The sequence below is a fragment of the Halomonas colorata genome, assembly GCF_014897985.1.
Taxonomy (GTDB): Bacteria; Pseudomonadota; Gammaproteobacteria; order Pseudomonadales; family Halomonadaceae; genus Vreelandella; species Vreelandella colorata.
On the sequence record NZ_JABUZA010000018.1, the window covers coordinates 1 to 20,954 of the forward strand.

Below are 20,954 nucleotides of genomic sequence, written 5' to 3' on the forward strand. Positions count from 1 at the left end.
ATAACTTGTCACCGGTTGAGTATGAAAGGCGTTACTTTAAGAGCCTAACGGGTGTCTAGAATATCCGGGGCGATTCAGATACTGAAAACTTTTTGCTGACGGCCTTCCGGATAGAAGGCTCCAGACGCCTCACACCCTCAATCTTCAACCAGCCAGAGCAGAGGACTGATTCCTCAGAGTTTTCGACCAACGAAGAAAGTAAACCCTGATGATTCTGATTTTCAGTGTTTAAATTTAGCTCAATAATCATAAAAAGCTCTAACGTTTGATTAAGGGGCTGGCTTTAGTCCGTCCCAGTGAGGGAAACGGGCGATTTGAACCATTTGTTAGGCGCGGTGAATGCTATTTGTTTTAAAGTCTGCGCTCATTATTAGCTTGCTCATTTCATTTGTCCGATCTTCCATTTCTTTTTTTGATTGGAGCTTTTCTCTATATACATACCTGTCAGGATTAACAGATATTGCTAGCTTGAAACCATCGCTACTCTCGGTGGTTTGGATGATTGCGGTGTTATTGATTATGTATGCTTTTTTGCTTTGTGTATCAACGGCGACGATATAGAAAGATCCATTCTTTTCTCGCTCTTCGAGATAGTCAAAATACATAGAAACTCCTTTTTTGATTAGCGCCTAACAGTGATTATATAGCCAGCGGCATAACCTCAATGAACGCGTCAGCGCGTTCATTGAGGTTATCTAGCCGCTCTGATCAAATCTACCTCATTGATTCTATTGCTAGCAAAGTAAATTTTGGCTTCCTATCCAAAATTCGCATGCTGGCACGATTTGTCATTCTCAATAATACTGTGCATAAACACATATAAAGATTAATACAAAGGGATACCCCATGAAGCCAATGGATAGGGTTCAGGCAACCTTGCGGGTAAAACGCTATAGCCTTCGTACTGAGAAGACATATTGCTATTGGATTCGCTTCTTCATTCGCTTTCAGGGAATAGGGCTCCATGCCGCGATGACGGGCGCTGAAGTGAGGTAATGCTTGGGATATTAAGCAATTAAGGCACGTGGCAACCCCCACATTCAATAAGGCGATTCAATTAAACCATTGGCTTTCGCAAAATCAGATCAAACCGATGCCAGTGGTGCGTTACCAGCCCGCCCTCACCTTCGCTTTCGCGAAAAAGCTCGACCTCCAAACCGTTGCAAAGGGCTTCTACTTCTTGTGTCGAATGAAAGCTCATTGTTGAATGCTTGGCCCACTCGTGCCGGTTACCGAAGAGGTGCCCGATAAATAAGCCTCCCGGCTCAAGCGCTGAAAGGATCATGTTCCATAACGCGGGAAAATGCGTAGGCTCGCAGAACGGTAGGCTTAGCCCCGCATGGATCAGGGCTGGGTAATTCAGCTTTCAGTGTTTCAACTCGCGCAATGGCGTTGGGCTCTTTGTCGATAGCCAACACCTTCCAACCCGACTTCAGCAGTAGCGCGGTTTCGATGCCGCCTCCGCAGCCTAAATCGATAGCATGGCCGTTGCCTTTGGGTAAGCATTCCTCCCCCAAAGCGCGTCGTAATAGCGGCGAGGTGGCTCGCATCTGATTGGCGCAATAGAAGGCTTCCCAACCCGTCTTGTTATCAGTAGTCAATGGCGGTACTTCCTGATTGCATTATGCTTTAATGATGAGTGTTGATAGACATAATCAATTCAAATTAACACGTAGCACCCTCCTCCGCTCTCTTGCATCTCCCCCACTCGCCTCCTACACTGCGCTGGATACTGCTTGACGGGGTGCCGGTGAATCCGGCTGAGATGGCGTAGGGCATGCTCTTTTAGAGCGCCAAGCGCTGGTCCCGCTGAACCTGATCCGGCTAATGCGCTGTTGCTTACATAAGTTTGCAGCGCGGGTACCGGCGTAGGGATCAAGCGATGGCGCCGGCTAGCTCTCTCATGATCGCAAGCCACCCTCCGCGCCATTTCCTCGATCTTTTCGCCTGCCCTTCGGATCACTACTCTGGAGGATGTATGGGTTACTGCTTTACCGATCTCACCACCGCTTGCCAGGACGACTGGCGCGCTTATATCGAGCACGACTTCGTGCAAAAGCTTGGCAACGCTACGCTGCCTGAAGCGTCATTTCGCCACTACCTGAAGCAGGATTACCTGTTTTTGATTCATTTCGCCCGTGCCTATGCCTTGGCCGCTTATAAAAGCCCCACCCTTGCCGACTTGCGCCAGGCTCATGAAGGTATGAAAGCCATCGTGGATGTGGAGCTTGGGCTGCATATCGGCTTTTGCCGCGAATGGGGTATTTCGGAAGAGGAGCTTGCCGAGCTGCCCGAAGCGCGGGCGACCCTGGCCTATACCCGCTACGTGCTGGATACCGGCAATCGTGGTGATCTGCTCGACCTACACGTGGCGCTTGCGCCTTGCCTGGTGGGTTACGGTGAAATTGCCAACTGGCTCAACGCCCAGGGCACTACGGTGCGCGGTGGGGATAACGCGTATGACGCCTGGATTGCCATGTACGAAGGCGAGGAGTTTCAAGACGCAATGCGCGCCGAGCTTGAATGGCTGGACGCACGCTTGGCCGACGTCACCCCTGCTCGCTTTAATGAGCTCAGCAAAATTTTCCGCGATGCAACCCGTCTGGAAATCGACTTCTGGCAAATGGGGCTGACGCTGGCCGAATAGTCGCAACGCGTGCCCTCTTTAAAGCATTACCTTCACGGCCGGGTCTTCCCCTTTGGGCAGCGTCTCGCCCATCCAGAGGTGGTGCAAGCGAGTTTTCAGGATATCGCCTGGGCCTGAGATGAATTTTGGCTGACCAAAGTGACTCATCACCTCGTGCTGACGTTCCAGGGCTTTGCGGTCCTGGGCAACGACTGGGGCCAGAAACAGACGAATGGCAGCCTGTTTGAGCCAGCCAGGCGCCATTCCGTTAGGCGTTGAAAAACAGGCAAAGGGCGTAAAGGTGTCCTTGGTTGCCGGCGTAAAAATCGCCGTGACGCAGAGCGTCAGTTGCGTATCACCTTCCCAGCGCGCCTGCACCGTGGTGGGCGGGTAGTAGCGCGAGACGCTGTGCGAGCGGTCGCGCTCGAGAAACCGTGACATCAGGCCCGTATCAGGCTGGGTCTGCTCAATTTTCATATCTATTCCGTTGCCATGGCTGGTAACAATGAGTTCCACGGGCAAACGCTTATCACGGCGACGGATAAAGCCGTGATGCAGGTGATTGGTATGGAAGGGGTCCATCACGTTTTCGATGGCATCGAAGGCGCGCCCCCGCCAAGTGCCCTGCTGCCACCAGAAGTGATCCAGCGCCGGATTGCCTAGATCCGGTGGGAATGCTGGTTCAGCGGGCGCGGCATCCGAGAGCGCGACAAAAATCCCTCCATGACGCTCCAGTACCCGCAATGGCGTTGCCGCCAGGCGCGCATCGCAGGCGGTTTCGACCTGACATCCCGGCACCTCGGCGCAACGTCCATCGCGAGCAAAACGCCAGCCGTGGTAAGGGCATTCCAGTGTGCCATTCATCACACGCCCTTCGGATAGCGGGTAGTTGCGATGAGGGCAGCGGTCCACTAACGCCCCAACGCCCTCGTCAGTCCGAAAAAGAGCGATGGGCGTATCGCAGCACATTACCTTGCGCGCTTTTCCGCGCGGCATATCACGAGACAAGGCTACCAGATGCCACGCATCCAGCACCGCTTGGGGAAAGCTCATCAGGGCAGCTCCTCGCCGTTCCATTCCAGATCATGAGTGGTGGCGGCGTTGGTAGAGTGTTGGTGAAGAAGGCCGTTAAGCGCGAAGCCTGCCGCGTCGGCCAGGGCACCGACCAGTACCCAGCGGTCACCTGGGGAAGAGACCGCATCCCGGCCTGCCCGCAGGCAGCGCCACCAACGGGCCAAACGGGCATGGCGGAGCGCCGTAGGCAAGCCCAACAGCCACATGGCCGGGCCCAGGTAGCGTATGGTGGGCGGCGTATCGGGGGCCGGTATACCATCGCCCATCGCCCGGGCAAGGTGCCCTGCGCCGCCAAGCAGGTGTACACCGCTGGTTGCCCGCGGGTTGCATTCAAGTAGAAAGGGCCTCTCGTTGACATCAAAGATGGCATCGCAGGCGAACTGACCGTGCAGCCTGGCGCTGGCCGCCAACTGGATGGCCAGCGTGTGAAGCTTGGCATGGCGCGATGCGTCTAGCGGCTCAAACGCATAGCTGGCGCCGCCCGCCATTCGCCAGCGCGAGCAGTAAGCACTGAACGCTGTGAGTTGGCCATGATGGGCAACGGCGTAAAAGCAGGCCTCTTCGCCATGGATATACGCCTGAGCCATCCAAGGCTGTGCGGGGTCCAGGCACAACTGGGCAAAGCGAGCCGCCTTCGGGGCAATCAACGCTCGATCACCAAAGCGGCTAAAGCGTGGTTTAAACACCCATTCGTGGCAGGTCGTGCGATACGTCGCGAGCTGGTCGGCGCTCTCTATGGGCTGGCTTTCGGGTACCGGCAACCCCGCTTGCTGGCAGTGGCGTGCGAAGCAGAGCTTGTCGTGAAGCGTGCGTAATGTCTCGAGCGAAGGCGCCATTAGTCGGTCGCCCAGCCAGTCATGCAAACTGGGCGCCGCTAAATGGAACACCTCTTCGCAAGTGGGTATCACCAGCTCAATACGGTACTCCTCGACCAGCGCCCTCACCCACTGACGAAACGCACCGCCCTGCTGCCGAGGCGCGGGATGACGATGTAGCCGGACGGGCAGCGTCGAACAGCGTGCCATTCGCGCGGCGGCGCTGTCCGCCAGGTGCACCTCCCAGCCAGCAGCGGAAAAATCACGAGCAAGCTCAAGCGCCGCCACCGAGCGCGCGCCGGTAATCAACACCTGCCTAGCCATGATGGCTGACTACGCGGCGACGTTTGGGGCCTTGCCAGCCCGTCAGGTCACGCACCACTTCAACCGGCACCGGCAATTGGCACTTACTGATAAGCGTGGCGCTGGCACGCTCGGCGTCGCGGGCCAGGCAGTGGGGCGAGAGATGCAACACCACGCGCTCAAACCGGGCCTCCGCCTGCCAGAGTGCATCACCACCCAGTGCACTCTCCATTGCGGCGACTACCTGAGGCGGCGTTACGGTGCATTGGGCGAAGCGCCATACGTCGCTCACTCGCCCTTGGGGCGGGTAAATGATGCGTCCGGCAAATCCGCAGGGGCAGGAGGAGGCGCCAAGCTCTATATAGTCATCGCCGCGTACACGCACAATGGGCTGACTGACCCGGCGCAGATCGGTAATGATCGGCCGATAGCCCGGCGTGCCGGGCACCGGTTCAAGCTCGATGATCAGCGAATGATCATTGAGATGCAGATGACCATGGGCACACTCGGCACCCAAAAAACCTTCGGTGGCTTGATAGATCGATCGCGATGCACACCCCAGCCGCGTGGTGATGGCGTCGCGTTCGGCCTCTCCCATTGGCTCGCTGCCCACAAACAGATGGCGCAATGTCGGCAGGTTCATGCCCGCCTCTGCCAGTGCGGCCAGGCGATGAGGCGGCGCAATCAAAATCGTGGGTGCAAACGCCTCCAGCGCGCTGCGCGTCTGCTCGTTTGAGTCGTTCAATGGGAAATGACCAAAGACGAAGCGCTTGCGCTGAACATCACTGTAGAGAGCGTTGCTGGCGCGCAGATGCAGGGCCAACCGCTGGCGGGCCAGCAGCGCGCGAGCGGGCAGCAGCCGCGCCAGGCTCTGGCCCAAATAGTCGGCACGCTCTTTGGAAGTGGCCAAAAAGAGCCCGCGGGCAGCACCGCTGCTACCGGTCGACCAGCCGGCTGAAAGCGACCCCGTTGCCAGGCCCTGCTCGGCGGCATCCGCCATGGCATGCAGCGTTTTCGTGCTCAGGCCAAGACTGTTCCAGGCGCCGTAGTCAGCGCGCAGAGCGGCTATTTCGGTAATCGGGACCGCTTCCCACGGCCCCCAGGCAACCGCCGCCAGCGCAGGAGTGCGCGCCAGCACCGGCTGTAGTTGCCTCCATTGGCGAGCACGCCGCGCCTCCAGCTGGCTAGACGAAAAACGCAGTGCCCGGCGGGTGCGCATCCAGGCGGCAGCCAGTTGGTCAACGCGCATGGGACTCTCGAAAGCGTTGCGCACTCTCGGCACAATGCGAGGGCAGAATGGTAAGTTCAGTGTTGTGCTCGGCGGCAGCGCATAGCTTGGCAAGGGTAGCCCGATAGCAGCGAGTGTTCCCCAACAGCGCGGTGGTCAGCCGTGGCGGCGGGCGGCGCTCATGAATCGACTTGCCGAGCCACACGGCATCGGCGGCTAGCAGTATGAGCTGATCCTGCGTGGTGCGCAGCGCCAGCCCCCAATGCCCCACACAGTGCCCAGGCAGCTCGACGGCCAACAGGCTTCCATCGCCAAGAATATCGCGCCCCTCACTGAAGGGTGCAAAGCCACTGGGCAGCGTGACCGCGGGGGCTTCTTCAAAAAAACGGGCGTTGGCATCAGCGGCCTGAGGCACCAGCGCGGGAAGCAACCCCTGACGCACCCGTTTGAAACGCCCGGGCGCGCGCAGCTCGGTCAATCCAGCGCGGGCGCAGTAGATGGGCCGCTCGGCCAAGTGGCGCATGCCGGCAACGTGGTCGCCGTGAAAGTGCGAAATAATGGTCGCAGTAATATCGCTATCGTTGATGCCATGGGCGGCAAGCCAGGTATGCCAGGCGTGTTCCGCGCCCACCTCAACTGGCGTCGCCCAGCGGTAGAAGCGTTCCGGGAAAGGGGTCGTCGCCTCCAGAAATGCAGGGTCGTAGCCGGTATCGAACAGCAACAACCCGCGGGTGGGATGTTCAATCACGCCTACTAGCGCGGGAAAATCCACCGGGTTGAAACGCCCGCCGGAGAGCGTTGCGGCTTCGGGGTGGCGGCAAAGGCCACGCGCCAGCCACCGAAAACCAACGCGAATCATGAAGCCTCCTGCAAAGCTAGCTGCTGCGCTTGCGCCAGCAATGTGGCCATGGCATCAAAGCGTGGCTGATAGCCCAACAGGTGTCGGGCGGGCGCCAGGTCAAAGGTTTGCGAATAGGCAAGGGTGGCCAACTTGTAGCGAGTCAACATCGGTTCGTGTTCGGCGCGGGTCAGCATTCCCCACTGCTCCTGAAGCACGGCCATCGTACGGGCTAGCCCTACCGGTAATGAAATGAACCGTGGGGATTTGCCCAGTGCCCTGGCCAGCCGATAAGCCACGTCATGCACCGTAACGGGCTGGCCACCGGAAATATTGATCGCCTGCCCGGCAAGTTGTGGCGTGCGGGCTTCGGCTTCACAAATTGCCCATGCCGCATCGCGCAGGTCGGTCAGCTCGATCAGCGCTCGCCCTCCTCTGGGTAGCGGCACTCGCGAGCGCCCGGCCAGTTCGGCAAGTTTGGGGAGAATCACGCGATCCCCTGGGCCGACCAACGCGCGGGGGCGAATGGCACAACAATGCAGAGCGTCGCGCCGCGGCGCCAGAACGAGCCGTTCGGCGGCAAGTTTGGTGCGCGCGTAGTGATTGAGTGGCGGCTTCGCGGGCTGGCTCTGCTCGTCAATCAGAAGGCGGTCGCGGTAGGCGGCAAAAATCGACGGCGAAGAGACCAGCACAAAGCGTAACGCGCCGCTCTGCGCCGCAGCGTTGAGTAACTGTTCGGTCATTGTCACGTTGTGGCGCTCAAAGGCTTTTTTCGGCCCCCAGCTGGCTGACAAGGCAGCGGCATGAACGATGCTATCCATGCCTGCCACAAACTGCGCCAGATCGGTTTGCGGGTGTGTCAAATCCGCCGCGATAAACTCAGCCCCAAGTGCCGTCAATACCTCGCCTGCGGCGTGTGAGCGCCCGGTTGCGCGAACTTCGTGCCCGCGCAATAGCGCCTCACGGGCCAATGCCATGCCAAGCCCACCAGTGGCTCCAGTGATCAAGAGACGCCGACTCATACGCGCAGCACCATAGCGCTGGCGCTTATGCCTGCCGCCGTGCCCAGCAGTAAAAGATAATCACCCCGCTTGACCGCACCAGTGGTCAGCGCATGCGCAAGCACAGTGGGAATAGAGGCAGCAATCTGGTTGCCGGTGGTGGCAAAGATATTGATCACACGCTCACTGCGCGGTGCAAATAGCCGCCGCACATGCTCGACGCCCGGCGCGCTAGCTTGATGGCAGACCACACAGCTCAGCTCGTCGCGGGTGATATTAGCCTGCGCCAGGGCTTTATCGATGACGCCAGGTAGCGTCTTGGCAGATGCCTTGAAAATTCCGAAGGCATCCATTTTGAAGTAAGCACCTTCCTTCAACGCCTCGAAGCCCTCTTCGATGCGCAGCCTGGTGCCGCCCGCGCGTAGCTGGGCAAGGCCATGGTGTGCCCCATAGGTGACCGATGCACTTCCATATAGCCCCTGCTGCTGATCGTCGCTTGCTTCGATCGCCAACGCCGCTGCGCCATCGCCAAAAATAGCGCGCGTTTTGGGATCATTGGGGTTTAACCCCGCCGAGGCGATATCGCTGGCGAACAGGAGTATCCGCTTCCAGCGCCCACAGGCAATGCCCATAGCAGCCACGTCCAGCGCGGCTATAAAGGAGAGGCAGGTCTGATTGACATCGAAACTGGGTACGCCAGAGTACCCAAGACCAAGATGATACTGCACCAGAGCGGCCGTAGAGGGAATGGGCTGCTCCATCACACCACACCCGCCGATGATCACATCAGGCAGCTTTTCACCCCACCCTGCCTTAGCCAGTGCCTCTCGGGCTGCGCTGGCTGCCATCATAGAGGTAGTTTCATCACTGCCAGCGACGTGGCGAACAGCAATGCCAAACTGGCGCTCGGTCCAGCCGGGAGCAAAGCCCTGCTCATGATCAAGGGTAAGGGAGGTAAGTTGATATTTGGGTCGGTAACTACCCCATCCCACAATGGCAAAATCGCTAGTCATCGGTTTCCGTCTACTCAGTTCGCTGACCTACTTTAAACCGTACTTTCGTCTAAAAGCGACAAAGCTACTCATAAAATTAGCCCGCACTAAATGACTTGATTCCATCTCAGTGCTGAACCAAACTGCTTTTAGCGCAGCCTGTGGCTGTGCGTAACGCTTGACGGGGTGCCGGTAACGCCGGCTGAGATGGTGCCGATTCAATAGCACTGATCCCGTTGAACCTGATCTGGTTAGGACCAGCGTAGGGATCAAGCGACATGCAGATATTACAGGCAAATATCGTTCTGCCCCTGTCTCTCCCCGCTTGTCCTCCCTACTCGCTCTATAGGGAGAACACTCATGGCTAAAACGACTCACTTTCTTGCCGAAACCGCCGAGGTAGATGCTGCGGCTATTACTCCGCTGCCCGGCTCGCGCAAGATGTATCTTGAAGGCTCACGCCCGGATATCCGCGTGCCGTTTCGTGAAATCACGTTATCGCCCACCAAGACCACCGGCATTGATGAGGAAAACCCGCCGCTGCTGGTGTATGACACTTCCGGCCCCTACACCGACCCCGCAGCACAGATCGACCTGCGCCAGGGCCTGCCAGAACTTCGCCGGGCGTGGATTGAGGAACGCGGGGATACCGAATTTCTGGAGGGGCTGTCATCGGAGTACGGCAAGCGCCGCGCCAACGACCCGACCCTTGCCCAACTGCGCTTCGATTTAAAACGCACGCCGCGCCGGGCACTCTCTACAAAGGACGGGCGGCCTGGGAATGTCACCCAGTTGCACTACGCCCGCCAGGGCATCGTCACCCCGGAAATGGAATTTATCGCCCTGCGCGAGAACCAGCGCCGCCAAGCGCTGGGCGATGCCGAGGTGGAGCGAATCTTGGGCCACCAGCATCGCGGCCAGAGCTTCGGCGCCAGTATTCCGGAGGAGATTACGCCAGAGTTTGTGCGCGATGAAGTCGCTCGCGGCCGGGCGATTATCCCCAACAACATCAACCATCCGGAAAGTGAGCCGATGATTATTGGGCGTAACTTCCTGGTCAAGATCAACGGTAACCTGGGCAACTCGGCGGTCACCTCGTCGATTGAAGAGGAAGTCGACAAGATGACCTGGGGCATCCGTTGGGGCGCAGATACCATCATGGATCTCTCCACCGGACAAAACATTCACGAAACCCGCGAGTGGATTATTCGCAATTCGCCGGTGCCGATTGGTACGGTGCCGATCTATCAGGCGCTGGAGAAGGTTAACGGCGTGGCTGAGAACCTGACCTGGGAGGTGTTTCGCGATACGCTGATCGAGCAGGCTGAACAAGGCGTGGATTACTTCACCATTCATGCGGGCGTGTTATTGCGCTATGTGCCGCTGACCGCTAACCGGGTAACCGGTATTGTCAGCCGAGGCGGCTCGATTATGGCCAAGTGGTGCTTGTTCCACCATCAAGAGAGCTTTCTTTACACCCACTTCGAGGAGATCTGCGAGATCTGCAAGCAGTACGATGTGGCGTTCTCACTGGGTGACGGCCTGCGCCCCGGCTCGATTGCCGATGCCAACGACGAAGCGCAAATGGCAGAGCTGAAAACCTTGGGCGAGCTGACCCATATTGCCTGGAAGCACGATGTGCAGGTAATGATTGAAGGCCCTGGCCATGTGCCCATGCACTTGGTAAAAGAGAACATGGATAAGCAGCTTGAGTACTGCGATGAAGCACCCTTCTACACGCTTGGGCCGCTGGTCACTGATATCGCACCGGGCTACGACCATATTACCTCGGGCATTGGGGCTGCGATGATCGGCTGGTTTGGCTGCGCAATGCTCTGCTACGTCACCCCAAAAGAGCACCTCGGCCTACCCAACAAGGATGATGTAAAAACCGGCATTATCACCTACAAGATTGCCGCCCACGCGGCGGACTTGGCCAAGGGCCACCCGGCGTCCCAGCGGCGCGATAACGCGCTCTCCAAGGCGCGCTTTGAGTTTCGCTGGGAAGATCAGTTCAACCTGGGGCTGGACCCGGACACCGCGCGTGAATTTCACGATGAAACCCTGCCCAAGGATTCGGCGAAGGTCGCGCACTTCTGCTCCATGTGCGGGCCCAAGTTCTGCTCGATGAAAATTAGCCAGGAAGTCCGTGATACCTACCGCGACCGCACGCCGGACAGCGCAAGCGACGCGGAGTCAGTTAAGCGCGGCATGGAGGAACAGGCGGAGAAGTTTCGCCAGGAAGGCAGCAAGCTGTACCAGGAAGTATAAGATAGCGGTGTTATTGGCATCATAGCGTTTGAATATGGCTCTTGGGATTCAAAAATCTCAAGGGCCATTTTTATGTTTACTTATAACAAGCGTAATAACGGCACGCTTTTTAATTCTTAACGCCGACCAACATGATCTGAGTCAGCGGTTAATGAATTAGTTAAGTAAGTATTAAAATTACGGCTAAGAAATATTTTTACACACTCAACCTAAAGATAATTTAGTAACACTCGTGTATGGTTCTCATTTTCATGGGTTCTGTTCGTAATGGCGAACCTAAAATTAAAACCTGTCATACACAAGACGGATTTCAGATGAAGACCAAACTTTCGATAGCGATTACTCTTGCTTTGATCAGTGCAGGCCTGATCAGCGGCTGCAGCGATGATAACGAGCCAGCAGCTACAGATTCACATCAGGAAGCACCGAAAAACAATGCGGCTCCCATGCTGAAATATATTCCGGCTGATTCGCCCTACTTCATGGCATCGCGTGAAACGCTATCGGAACAGGAAGCCTTTGCTATCTATCAGAGCACTCAGCCCATGACTTCCTTTGAGTCTGACCTTGATGAAATGCGCGCTGCATTGCCTCATGTTCAAGACGATGACGTTCTATATACATTCATGACGCTAGCCATCGCCTTGGGTGAAGAGCTGATCGGTGTAGAGTCAATTGAAGATGTCCATGCGCTCGGCATGAAAATGAGTCCCCAGGCTGCGCTTTATGGGTTGGGCATCTTGCCTGTCTTGCGCATGGAGCTGCAGGATGAAGGAGCTTTCCGCACCACGCTGCAGCGCGTCCTGACGAAAGCCGATATTACCCTGAGCAAGGCAACTACCAATGATACCGAATACTGGGTTCTGACGCCTGAAGGCCAACTCAAGATAATTCTGGTCATTAAGGACCAGCAGCTGATCGTATCGGTAGTACCGGAAAATGCCAGTGATGAGCTACTAGACCAAGTGCTCGGAAAAACACTACCTGACAGCAATATTGACGATACCAACGCATTGGCAGAGCTGGAACAGCGCTATGATTTCACACCTTACGGTGCTGGACTACTCTCCTCTTCACGCCTGCTGGATGAACTGAGCACACCTACACATCCTGGTACGCTGGCGCTGATGGAAGCGGTTGATGAAGAGCCGCTGAATCTGTCTGGCTGCCAAGCCGATATTGACCGTCTCACCGGCCGTTTCCCTGGGTTAGCAATGGGCATAAGCGAGTATAATACTGATCGCGTGGAGACGAATTTCATCCTGAGAACCGATGAGGGAATTGTCAGCGACCTGCGTGGCCTGACCACCCAGGTGCCGGGGCTTGGCAGTTCTGCAGGCATGGCCAACTTTGGGTTGAATTTGGACCTTCCTGTGCTTATCGAGACCATCCAAAAATATGCACGGGAATTGCGTGAAACCCCCTTCAGCTGTGATGAGCTACAGGACTTGAACAACTCCTGGAGAGATATCAGCATGGCGATCAACAACCCAATTACCATGATGATTGGTCCGTCGCTTTCGGGTTTCCATGCGCGTCTTGATAATCTAAAAATGGTGAATGGCGAGCCTGTCATTGCCGGCATGCTGACTCTTGCTTCTCAAAATCCGATGGGTTTGTTATCCACCATCAGTACCTTCATGCCAGAACTACAGGCTCTTGAGCTAGCACCTGGCGGAGAACCCCAGAAAATAGAAAGCATGATGTTGCCGCCAGAAGCACCGGCGATTTATGCCGCTATGTCTGATACCGCCATCGTACTGGGTGCTGGTATCAGCGACCAAGCGCTTCTCCAGGAAGGGCTTGATGCTCCTGTTTCCGAACGTGACTTATTGGCCTATGGGTATCTGACGGGTGAGTTTTACCGTTCACTGGCCGATATAATGGAAAAGTCGCCATCACCGGAAGTATCACAGTCTGATATCGAGCTGTTTAGGCAGTATGGCAATACTTTCGAGAATATGGAGTACTGGATGGAAGTGGGTGATGCGGGCGTTGAAATGAGCTTCTCTGTAGAACTCGTTTCTCCGTAAAGCTTAAACGCGTAGATAGTTCAAAAAACAAACAGGGGCCAATGGCCCCTGTTGTCGACGTATTATGCTAACACGGTAAAATTACTTTTTCTTGAGGTTCTCCTTAACCTCACCTTTACCTTTTTGAGCTTCGCCTTTAGCCTGCTGCGTTTTGCCCTTGGCCTCGGTTTTTTCGCTGCCGGTCACTTTACCAGCGGCTTCTTTAACTTTACCAGCGGCCTTGTTAGCTGCGCCTTTTGCTTTATCGTCTTTTCCACTCATGACATAAACCTCTAATCCGTTAGTAGGGAAATACGCTGCGTGCGAGGAGACATTCATTTGTCTTTAACATCGCAGTTGCATTATCAGAGTAGTCTTTTTAAAAAAAGTTGCCTCAATTTGTTATAGATATTTTTGTGGGTGCCCAGCTATTAAGCAAAGCATGTAAACATGCCATAACCAAAAGCGTTGCCACCAGCGCCACGCTCATCGAAGAAAAGCGGTATAGCGCGCTATATACCAGGTCCTGGTTAGGCCCGAGCGACTGCCCAAACAAAATGCCAAGCGTAGTAAGCCCGCCAAACCCGATGCCCGAGCCGCCGCCTTCCTTGATATGCTCGCGGCCGAACAGCAAGAGCCCCAGCCAGTAAAGCAGGATAGCCAGCAGGAAGTGATTGCTCTGGGTATACAGTAAAAGCTGCATGACCAGCGCCAGATTACAGCCCAGCAACGTACCGATGGCACGCTTGCGCGCAGATACCCGGGCCCCCGCATAGCCCATGGCAAACAGCACTAGAATGGTCGCCATCTGTGCCGAAAGTGATCCTTGCAGGTCAAACACCTGAAACACGATGAACGAGAGCGTGGCGGTAATCCCGCCGATCAGCGTCTCGTGGCGTATCTGCGCCTGGGGCTTGCTGGCCCTTGGCGGCGGCTCGCGGGGTTCCACGTCGGGAAACAGTGTATGCATCAGCATGGCGATGAACACGGCCAGTACGCTTGCCACAACGTTGGAGGCAAGCAGATCGCTTAAATCGACGCTTGGGTAGCTTGCGAAATGCAGCAGGATACTCAGGGTAAGCACGCCGTTGGCGCCAAACAAAAACAGCGGACCCTTGGCCATCAGGTTGAAGCGAAACAGGAACATGCACAGCACTACCAGTGTCATGACCACCGGCATGTGCTTGAGCAGGCCCATCACTACGCTGACTTCCAACGCATTAAGCGAGACGTTGGCCAGAAACTGGCGAATGATGCTGGCGTTCAGAATGGGCACCATGCCCAGTAGAAACATCGGAAATACGGTAAAGAAGACCCCATAGTTCCAGCCCATGACCTGGCTTACGACGAAACCTAGCGCGCCGCCGCCCGCTACGCGCAGGCATTGGCGCAGGCCGTTTTCGTTTAGCCCAGGATGAGCGTGAGCCTTCGGCGCAGGCTTGGTTTTAGTAAATCTGATCTTAGCAAACCGCGTCTTAATAGACATAGTGTAGCCAGCTGATCAGATGCGTCTGTAGCCAGGCAAACGGGTGGGCCAACAGATGCTCGCCGGGCAGCAGTTGAACTGTGGCGCGTGCACCGCTGGGGGGCGGCGCCAATAACGGCTCGTTCAGGGCAATATGAACACGCAGGCGCTGAGCGTCGCGCACCCAGCGATCAGACGTCGGAATATCCGCCAGCTGCCCGTCGGCGGCCAGTTGGCCTTCGCGTACCCCAGCATCAAAGGCGCTTACCCGGCCTTCAAAGATATGCCCAGGCCAGGCGTCAAACACTACGGCAGCCTCGTCGCCAGGCTGCACATGGCGCAGGCTCTTCTCGCGGAAGTCGGCGATGATATCCACACGCTGGCTGACCAGGGCAATGACCGGCTGGCCCGCCTGCACGTAGTCACCCGCACGTAGCTGCAGATTGGTAACCTGGCCTGTCTCTACCGCGCGTACCTCGGTGCGGGCAACGTCAAGCTGGGCTCTGTCCAGCGCGATATCCGCCTGGCGCAGCCGCAGGTTGGTGTCGCCCTCTTCGCCCAGCTGGACTTCCAGGCTTTCGATTTTGGCCTGCGCGGATGCCACTTCCGCCTGGGCGGTATGTTCGGCGGCTATCTGCTGATCGTACTGCTGCCGAGAAATACTCTGCCGCCCGATCAGCGCTTCCCCACGGCGGCGCTCACCTGCACGCTCTTCAGCGGTTGCCTGGGCAGACGCTAACATGGCGCGTGCGGCGGCAAGTTCCGCTTCAAGCTGAGTGTTTTCGCGCTGGGCCTGCTCTCGCTCAAGCCTTGCCTGCTCTAACGCGATCTCAAAGGGTTCGGGGTTGAGGCGAAACAGCACATCGCCCTTGGCGACCTGTTGATGATCGCGAACCACTACTTCACTGACCGGCGCGCTAAGCTCCGGGGCAATGCGCGTGACCGGGCGCATGACCCGCGCTTCAGGTGTCATGGGCATAAAGCTGTCGGCCACCAGAAAGTAGGCGAATAAAAGGGCAAAAGCAGCCAGCGCCACTTTTACCCAGAGGGCAAAGCGTTGATCAGGGGACATGGGGTATTAACTCGCTATTTCTCGCCGCCGTTGACAGGCCGCTTGCGCGTCTACTCGCGCAGGTATCGTTGAATACCTTAGTCTAACAAACAATTAGCAAGCTAACAATAAAGCGACTATCTTCCTGTTAAGAGGCTAGCCGCTTAACGCTACAGATATAAAAAGCCCCAAGACCAAATGGCCTTGGGGCTTGAGTACATTAACGCTGTTAAGCGCTATTAGAACCGGTAGCGTAAACCAATGCTGGCAGCATCAAAATCGTAGTTGGACTTATCCAGATAGCGCATGTAATCAGCGTTGATCGATAAGTTATTGGCTACATCAATCTCGCCGCCCGCACCATAAGAGAAGCCGCTTTCACGATCGAGGTTAAAATCCACCTCGGTCATACCTACCAAGCCATACAGACGTGCGGTGGGCGCAATAGGGGCGATACCTTTTGCGTAGGCACCTACCAGGTAATCGAGTTCGGCGCCGCCATCGGAGCCGCCCGTACCCAAGTGACCTTCAAGAGCAAAATAATCGTTAAACTGAGCGCCACCGCGTAAGCGTAGACCTACGCTATCGCGCGAGGAGCCGCGGTCAGGATCCAGACTCCAAGCCATGGCGTCGCCGCCAATATAACCTTCCGGGTAACCAAACGCTTGCTGTGCCTGTGCCGATGCCGCGAATGCACTCGTGCCAACCAGGAGTGCTGCAGAGGTGAGTGATAATACGGTCATCTTCATAGTCATTGAACCTCAGTTAAAAAACAGTGTTTCCTTACACCTGCGTATTGTGGCCGATGTGCAAAGAGAACGCAACGTTTAGCGCTGTTTGGAAAGACTAAGCGCGACAATACCACTCACCACCACCGCTCCACCCACCAGCTGGCTTGGGCTAAGCATCTGCCCGAGGACAAAATAGCCGATCACTAACGATGCAACGGGTTCGATATTCATCACCGGGGCATTGCGTGCCATATCCAGGCGCGGCACGAAAATAAACAGCGTTGAAAACCCGCCTGCATAGAGCAGCGCCAGAAACACCAGACCCAGCCAGCCCTGGCTATTTTCAGGTAGGCTCATCCCGCCCGGCACCGCGCCTAAAATTCCGCCAATGATCATGGCGAAAAATACCGTTTGCATGGTTAACAGGCTTCGCAGGGTGCTGCCCACCTGACTTAAGCGATGCTCGGTAATCCATAACGCACAGGCGAACACGAAGGCGGCGACCAAGCCAAAGCCAATCCCGGCCACCCATTCAGGCCCCATTGCATCGGCATTGGAAAGCCAGGTAGGAATATCCAGCACCACGACAAGCCCGATTAATATCGTTCCCATGATGATACAGCTACGCAGCGTAGGCCGCGCCCCCCCCAATGCCCAGCTCAACAGCGCTAACTGAATAGGAAAGGTATTCACCAGCAGTAAAGCAATCACCACCGGCAACCGTGCCACGGCAGAATAGAGGCTTAGGCTTTGAATGGTAATAAGCACGCCCACGGCCAACTGCCAGCGCCATGTTCCGGATGGCAACCAGAGGCGTTTTTTCTGCACCAGTACCAGAGTAAACAGAATCACACAGGCCAACCCCGAACGGGTTAACACGGCCAGCAGCAAACCCGTCCCGTTATCAAAAGCTAACCGTGCCGACACATGGTTAGCAGCAAACATGGTGCCAACCGTAATCATTAACAGGATGGCCAGATGGCGAGGCAACGGGGTGGGTAGCGACGATGCGGACATAGGTACCAAAGCTCAGAATAAGTGGGGCTAAATAGCCAAACATGCCTGTATTTTACATAGAAGGCTAAACAAATACCCTCTGTTAGTGATGCCGCTTGCCGCGTATTAAACTTAGGTCCAAACTTCAGCTTTCTTCTTGGTGGATATTTTTATGAATGCACCGGTGCTGGTCATTAACTGTGGTTCTTCCTCGATTAAATACGCGCTGATCGACTCAGACCCGAATGCGCCGCGTCTGGCCGGGCTGGCCGAGCGTCTGGGCAGTGCCGATGCCTGCTTAAAAGGTAAGAATAGTGCCGGTGAGCGCTTTGACCAGCCACTGCCCAATGCCCACCATACGCAAGTGTTAAACGCTATTTTAGAGCGCCTGGAAGGACGTATCCCTGCGGCCATCGGCCACCGCATTGTTCATGGTGGCGAACAGTTCACTCAGGCCGCGTTGATTGATGAGAGCGTAGTCAGCGCCATTCAAAGCACTGCGGCTCTGGCCCCTTTGCATAATCCTGCCAATCTGGCCGGGATCGCCGCTACCCAAAAGGTGTTTCCCGAGCTGCCTCAGGTGGCGGTATTCGACACCGCGTTTCATCAAAGTCTGCCGCCCACGGCTTACCGCTACGCCCTGCCGGAAAGTCTGTACGCCCAGCACGGTATTCGCCGCTACGGTTTTCATGGTACCAGCCACGCGTTTGTCAGCCAGCGTGCGGCCACGCTTAGTGAACGCGGCGCTGGCGGCTGGCTAACCGCTCATCTGGGCAACGGCTGCTCGACCTGCGCGATATGGAACAATCAGAGTAAAGACACCAGCATGGGGCTCACACCGCTGGAGGGCTTGGTGATGGGCACCCGCAGTGGCGATGTCGACCCGGGGCTGCACGCGCATTTGCACCGCCAACTGGGCTGGTCGCTGGAGCAAATTGATGACGTGTTGAACAAGCAAAGCGGGCTGCTGGGCCTCTCTGGACTGACCAATGATATGCGCGAAGTTGAGGAAGCCGCAGAAAACGGCCATGAAGGCGCCCTGCTGGCACTGAACGTTTTCTGCTATCGCATTGCCAAATCACTGGCCGCGCTTTCCTGTGCGCTACCTAGGCTGGACGGGGTCATTTTTACCGGTGGTATCGGTGAGAACTCCCCCACTGTGCGCCGCCAGGTAATCGGCCTCTTGCCCCACTTTGGCTTTGCCCTAAATGAGGAGAGCAACGCAGCGATGATACGCGGAAAAGAAGGCAAACTGGACAGCGAGAATCATGCAGGACCTGAAGTATGGGTCATTCCTACCGATGAGGAAGGCCGTATCGCGATGGAAACACGCCAGTGTGTGGAGGCTCAAGCATGACTACCCCTGCCCAACCTCAAGCCATCCTGTTAGTGCCCACCAGCGTAGGCGCCGGCTTAACCTCGGCCTGTTTAGGATTAATTCAGGCACTCGACACCATCGGCCTAAAAGCCGGCTTTTTAAAACCATTTATGCAAAACGAGCTGAATGGGCCCGGCCTTGATCGTTCAACCGCACTGGTATCGCGTACCTTAAACCAGCGCCCACCCTCGCCTATCTCTCAATCCAGACTGGAACGCTTGCTGCGCGATGACCAGATTGATGAGCTGATGGAAAACGTGGTGGAGCTTTATGATCAGGTAGTACAGCAGGCCGAGCGCGATAACAACGCCCTGGACTTGGTTGTGGTAGAAGGCGTGGTGCCGACCCAACATACCACCTATGCCACCCAGACTAACGCCCAGCTGGCACATGCACTCAATGCGCGCATTATTCTGGTCGGTACGGGCGATTTACACGACCCCCAAGCGCTTGCTGACGAGCTTGATATGCATGCGCGCAGCTTCGGGGGAGTTAGCTCCAGCCGCACGCTGGGCTGCATTTTAATGCGTATGAAAAATCTGCCCTATGGGCAGGAAGATGATCTTTCAGCAGCCCCCGGCACCATCAAGCCTCAGCTTGAAGAACCCGTACTTGCCGAGCTGCGTCGCTACTCGCCGTCGCTTGCCACCGAAAGCTTCCATTTAATTGGCATCGTGCCGCAAAGCAAAACGTTGACTGCGCCGCGTACACTGGATGTGGCCCGTGCGCTTAATGCCACACTATTGAATGAAGGCGAAGCCGCCAGTCGGCGGGTAATGTCGACCAGTCTGTGCGCCCGTAGCGCAGCCAATGCGCTGCATATCTTTACCCCGGGAAGTTTAGTGATGGCTTCAGGCGACCGTGATGACGTTGTATTGGCTTCGGCACTTGCCACCATGAACGGCACCCAGCTGGCGGGCGTACTGCTGACCAACGGCTTTTTGCCCAATGACAACATGATTGAGATGTGCACGCCGGCTCTAAAAACCGGACTTCCGGTGTTGGCCGTGGAAACCGATAGTCTGACCACCGCCCAACATCTGAGCCAGCTAAGCAGCGAAATTCCCATTGATGACTTCGGGCGGGCTGAACAGGTCGCACGCTATGTAGCCGCGCATATGGATCTGGAGTGGCTTAAAACCACCTTAAGCAACAGCTATATACAGCGTCTGTCGCCTTCAGCATTCCGCCATCAGTTGGTTAAGCAGGCCCAGCAAGCTCAAAAGCGCATTGTACTGCCGGAAGGAGATGAGCCACGCACGGTGGAAGCCGCGATTATTTGCCAGCGGCGCGGCATTGCCAACTGCGTACTGCTAGGCAGCCGCGAAAAAATTGAAAATGTCGCTCGCAACCGTGGTCTAACGCTGCCGGACACTCTCATGATCATCGATCCGGAAAGCACGCGGGCAAACTATATCGGGCCGATGGTAGAGCGCCGACGTGGCAAGCTCAACGAGCTTACCGCTGAAGCCCAGCTTCAGGATAACGTGGTGCTGGGTACCATGATGCTACAGCTCGATGAGGTGAATGGATTGGTATCCGGCGCCATTCATACCACGGCCAATACGGTGCGCCCGGCGTTTCAGCTGATTAAGACCGCGCCTGAATATAACCAGGTATCGTCGATCTTCTTTATGCTGCTGCCCGAACAGGTAGTGGTATATGGCGATTGTGCGGTGAACCCGGACCCGGATGCTGAAACGCTTGCCGAAATCGCCCTGCAAAGTGCTCGCTCAGCAGAAGCGTTTGGTATCGAGCCGCGCGTAGCCATGATCAGCTACTCAACCGGCGACTCGGGCACAGGTGCGGATGTGGATAAAGTGCGTGAAGCCACTCGCATTGCCAAAGAGCGTGCCCCGCACTTATTGATCGATGGCCCACTTCAGTACGATGCTGCCGCCATTGAAAGCGTGGGTAAGCAAAAAGCGCCCGACTCGCCCGTAGCAGGCCGTGCCACCGTGTTTGTATTCCCCGATCTGAATACCGGCAATACAACCTACAAAGCGGTGCAGCGTAGCGCTCGCGTCGTCAGCGTGGGGCCCATGCTTCAGGGGTTGAACAAGCCGGTGAATGATCTTTCACGCGGCGCTCTGGTAGATGACATTGTCTACACCATCGCGCTGACCGCCATTCAGGCAAGTCAGCGGGAAGCGTAACCTCGTCATCGCACCTT

The 20,954-nt window shown here is 56.4% G+C and carries 20 protein-coding genes and 2 riboswitches; of the genes, 6 read left to right on the forward strand and 14 right to left on the reverse strand.

Annotated features, from left to right (window positions below):
• Positions 1-326 precede the first annotated feature (326 nt).
• Positions 327-605 carry a hypothetical protein gene (locus tag INT33_RS10635; protein WP_192538053.1) on the reverse strand — a complete coding sequence of 93 codons (279 nt, stop codon included), beginning with the start codon at positions 603-605 and terminating at the stop codon, positions 327-329.
• Positions 606-855: 250 nt separating this feature from the next.
• Between INT33_RS10635 and INT33_RS10640 the strand changes: the two genes are divergently transcribed.
• Entirely contained in the window at positions 856-996 is a 141-nt protein-coding gene (locus INT33_RS10640; protein WP_225736148.1) for a phage integrase N-terminal SAM-like domain-containing protein, read from the forward strand.
• A gap of 61 nt (positions 997-1,057) precedes the next feature.
• Here INT33_RS10640 and INT33_RS21165 read toward each other — a convergent pair whose 3' ends face one another.
• Together INT33_RS21165 and INT33_RS21170 are read right to left on the reverse strand one after the other, a co-directional pair.
• Entirely contained in the window at positions 1,058-1,201 is a 144-nt protein-coding gene (locus INT33_RS21165) for a hypothetical protein (RefSeq protein ID WP_225736144.1), read from the reverse strand.
• A gap of 64 nt (positions 1,202-1,265) precedes the next feature.
• Positions 1,266-1,601 carry a methyltransferase domain-containing protein gene (locus INT33_RS21170; RefSeq protein WP_225736143.1) on the reverse strand — a complete coding sequence of 112 codons (336 nt, stop codon included), beginning with the start codon at positions 1,599-1,601 and terminating at the stop codon, positions 1,266-1,268.
• Between the two features lie 129 nt (positions 1,602-1,730).
• Positions 1,731-1,892, forward strand: a riboswitch (TPP riboswitch).
• Positions 1,893-1,978: 86 nt separating this feature from the next.
• Between INT33_RS21170 and tenA the strand changes: the two genes are divergently transcribed.
• Positions 1,979-2,647: a thiaminase II gene (gene tenA / locus INT33_RS10650; RefSeq protein WP_193091862.1), complete on the forward strand. Its 669-nt coding sequence runs from the start codon at positions 1,979-1,981 to the stop codon at positions 2,645-2,647.
• Positions 2,648-2,665: 18 nt separating this feature from the next.
• Here tenA and INT33_RS10655 read toward each other — a convergent pair whose 3' ends face one another.
• Genes INT33_RS10655 through INT33_RS10680 form a run of 6 tightly spaced genes read right to left on the reverse strand, consistent with a single transcriptional unit; the run spans position 2,666 to position 8,898 of the window.
• Positions 2,666-3,679 carry an aromatic ring-hydroxylating oxygenase subunit alpha gene (locus tag INT33_RS10655; RefSeq protein ID WP_192538051.1) on the reverse strand — a complete coding sequence of 338 codons (1,014 nt, stop codon included), beginning with the start codon at positions 3,677-3,679 and terminating at the stop codon, positions 2,666-2,668.
• The gene (locus tag INT33_RS10660; protein ID WP_192538050.1) at positions 3,679-4,839 is read right to left on the reverse strand and encodes an ATP-grasp domain-containing protein; all 1,161 of its coding nucleotides are present in this window, start codon (positions 4,837-4,839) and stop codon (positions 3,679-3,681) included. Before INT33_RS10660 ends, INT33_RS10655 begins: the two co-directional genes overlap by 1 nt.
• Positions 4,832-6,067: a cell division protein FtsA gene (locus INT33_RS10665; RefSeq protein ID WP_192538049.1), complete on the reverse strand. Its 1,236-nt coding sequence runs from the start codon at positions 6,065-6,067 to the stop codon at positions 4,832-4,834. Before INT33_RS10665 ends, INT33_RS10660 begins: the two co-directional genes overlap by 8 nt.
• Entirely contained in the window at positions 6,057-6,905 is an 849-nt protein-coding gene (locus INT33_RS10670; RefSeq protein WP_192538048.1) for an MBL fold metallo-hydrolase, read from the reverse strand. Before INT33_RS10670 ends, INT33_RS10665 begins: the two co-directional genes overlap by 11 nt.
• Complete coding sequence (locus tag INT33_RS10675; RefSeq protein ID WP_192538047.1) at positions 6,902-7,906, reverse strand: NAD-dependent epimerase/dehydratase family protein; 1,005 nt, start codon at positions 7,904-7,906, stop codon at positions 6,902-6,904. The genes INT33_RS10670 and INT33_RS10675 overlap by 4 nt, the downstream gene beginning before the upstream one ends.
• On the reverse strand, positions 7,903-8,898 hold the full coding sequence (locus tag INT33_RS10680; protein ID WP_192538046.1) for a 3-oxoacyl-[acyl-carrier-protein] synthase III C-terminal domain-containing protein: 996 nt from the start codon (positions 8,896-8,898) through the stop codon (positions 7,903-7,905). Before INT33_RS10680 ends, INT33_RS10675 begins: the two co-directional genes overlap by 4 nt.
• A 151-nt stretch (positions 8,899-9,049) precedes the next feature.
• Positions 9,050-9,163, forward strand: a riboswitch (TPP riboswitch).
• A 74-nt stretch (positions 9,164-9,237) separates the two neighbouring features.
• Here INT33_RS10680 and thiC point away from each other — a divergent pair.
• On the forward strand, positions 9,238-11,148 hold the full coding sequence (gene thiC, locus INT33_RS10685; RefSeq protein ID WP_192538045.1) for a phosphomethylpyrimidine synthase ThiC: 1,911 nt from the start codon (positions 9,238-9,240) through the stop codon (positions 11,146-11,148).
• Between the two features lie 314 nt (positions 11,149-11,462).
• Complete coding sequence (locus INT33_RS10690; RefSeq protein ID WP_192538044.1) at positions 11,463-13,181, forward strand: hypothetical protein; 1,719 nt, start codon at positions 11,463-11,465, stop codon at positions 13,179-13,181.
• 81 nt (positions 13,182-13,262) lie between these two features.
• Here the strand turns inward: INT33_RS10690 and INT33_RS10695 are convergent, their stop codons facing one another.
• The 5 genes from INT33_RS10695 to INT33_RS10715 form a co-directional block, all read right to left on the reverse strand.
• On the reverse strand, positions 13,263-13,442 hold the full coding sequence (locus tag INT33_RS10695) for a CsbD family protein (protein WP_192538043.1): 180 nt from the start codon (positions 13,440-13,442) through the stop codon (positions 13,263-13,265).
• A gap of 112 nt (positions 13,443-13,554) precedes the next feature.
• Positions 13,555-14,646 (reverse strand): DUF2955 domain-containing protein, encoded by a 1,092-nt coding sequence (locus tag INT33_RS10700; RefSeq protein WP_192538042.1) that lies wholly within the window; start codon positions 14,644-14,646, stop codon positions 13,555-13,557.
• On the reverse strand, positions 14,636-15,697 hold the full coding sequence (locus tag INT33_RS10705; protein ID WP_193091863.1) for an HlyD family secretion protein: 1,062 nt from the start codon (positions 15,695-15,697) through the stop codon (positions 14,636-14,638). The genes INT33_RS10700 and INT33_RS10705 overlap by 11 nt, the downstream gene beginning before the upstream one ends.
• A 218-nt stretch (positions 15,698-15,915) precedes the next feature.
• The gene (locus INT33_RS10710) at positions 15,916-16,425 is read right to left on the reverse strand and encodes a porin family protein (protein WP_018919026.1); all 510 of its coding nucleotides are present in this window, start codon (positions 16,423-16,425) and stop codon (positions 15,916-15,918) included.
• Between the two features lie 78 nt (positions 16,426-16,503).
• Positions 16,504-17,424, reverse strand: a complete 921-nt coding sequence (locus INT33_RS10715) for an EamA family transporter (protein ID WP_192538041.1) — start codon at positions 17,422-17,424, stop codon at positions 16,504-16,506.
• Positions 17,425-17,575: 151 nt separating this feature from the next.
• Between INT33_RS10715 and INT33_RS10720 the strand changes: the two genes are divergently transcribed.
• Both INT33_RS10720 and pta read left to right on the forward strand, forming a co-directional pair.
• Positions 17,576-18,760, forward strand: coding sequence for an acetate/propionate family kinase (locus tag INT33_RS10720; protein WP_192538040.1), 1,185 nt, complete (start codon positions 17,576-17,578; stop codon positions 18,758-18,760).
• Positions 18,757-20,937, forward strand: a complete 2,181-nt coding sequence (gene pta, locus INT33_RS10725) for a phosphate acetyltransferase (RefSeq protein WP_193091864.1) — start codon at positions 18,757-18,759, stop codon at positions 20,935-20,937. Before INT33_RS10720 ends, pta begins: the two co-directional genes overlap by 4 nt.
• Positions 20,938-20,954 lie beyond the last annotated feature (17 nt).

Coding starts and splice junctions, on each gene's coding strand:
- INT33_RS21165 (WP_225736144.1), bottom strand. CDS start 1,201: ATGAGCTTTCATTCGACACAAGAAGTAGAAGCCCTTTGCAACGGTTTG.
- INT33_RS10640 (WP_225736148.1), top strand. CDS start 856: ATGGATAGGGTTCAGGCAACCTTGCGGGTAAAACGCTATAGCCTTCGT.
- INT33_RS10655 (WP_192538051.1), bottom strand. CDS start 3,679: ATGAGCTTTCCCCAAGCGGTGCTGGATGCGTGGCATCTGGTAGCCTTG.
- INT33_RS10715 (WP_192538041.1), bottom strand. CDS start 17,424: ATGTCCGCATCGTCGCTACCCACCCCGTTGCCTCGCCATCTGGCCATC.
- INT33_RS10690 (WP_192538044.1), top strand. CDS start 11,463: ATGAAGACCAAACTTTCGATAGCGATTACTCTTGCTTTGATCAGTGCA.
- INT33_RS10670 (WP_192538048.1), bottom strand. CDS start 6,905: ATGATTCGCGTTGGTTTTCGGTGGCTGGCGCGTGGCCTTTGCCGCCAC.
- INT33_RS10660 (WP_192538050.1), bottom strand. CDS start 4,839: ATGGCTAGGCAGGTGTTGATTACCGGCGCGCGCTCGGTGGCGGCGCTT.
- INT33_RS10675 (WP_192538047.1), bottom strand. CDS start 7,906: ATGAGTCGGCGTCTCTTGATCACTGGAGCCACTGGTGGGCTTGGCATG.
- tenA (WP_193091862.1), top strand. CDS start 1,979: ATGGGTTACTGCTTTACCGATCTCACCACCGCTTGCCAGGACGACTGG.
- INT33_RS10720 (WP_192538040.1), top strand. CDS start 17,576: ATGAATGCACCGGTGCTGGTCATTAACTGTGGTTCTTCCTCGATTAAA.
- INT33_RS10665 (WP_192538049.1), bottom strand. CDS start 6,067: ATGCGCGTTGACCAACTGGCTGCCGCCTGGATGCGCACCCGCCGGGCA.
- INT33_RS10710 (WP_018919026.1), bottom strand. CDS start 16,425: ATGAAGATGACCGTATTATCACTCACCTCTGCAGCACTCCTGGTTGGC.
- INT33_RS10680 (WP_192538046.1), bottom strand. CDS start 8,898: ATGACTAGCGATTTTGCCATTGTGGGATGGGGTAGTTACCGACCCAAA.
- INT33_RS10705 (WP_193091863.1), bottom strand. CDS start 15,697: ATGTCCCCTGATCAACGCTTTGCCCTCTGGGTAAAAGTGGCGCTGGCT.
- INT33_RS10695 (WP_192538043.1), bottom strand. CDS start 13,442: ATGAGTGGAAAAGACGATAAAGCAAAAGGCGCAGCTAACAAGGCCGCT.
- INT33_RS10635 (WP_192538053.1), bottom strand. CDS start 605: ATGTATTTTGACTATCTCGAAGAGCGAGAAAAGAATGGATCTTTCTAT.
- pta (WP_193091864.1), top strand. CDS start 18,757: ATGACTACCCCTGCCCAACCTCAAGCCATCCTGTTAGTGCCCACCAGC.
- thiC (WP_192538045.1), top strand. CDS start 9,238: ATGGCTAAAACGACTCACTTTCTTGCCGAAACCGCCGAGGTAGATGCT.
- INT33_RS10700 (WP_192538042.1), bottom strand. CDS start 14,646: ATGTCTATTAAGACGCGGTTTGCTAAGATCAGATTTACTAAAACCAAG.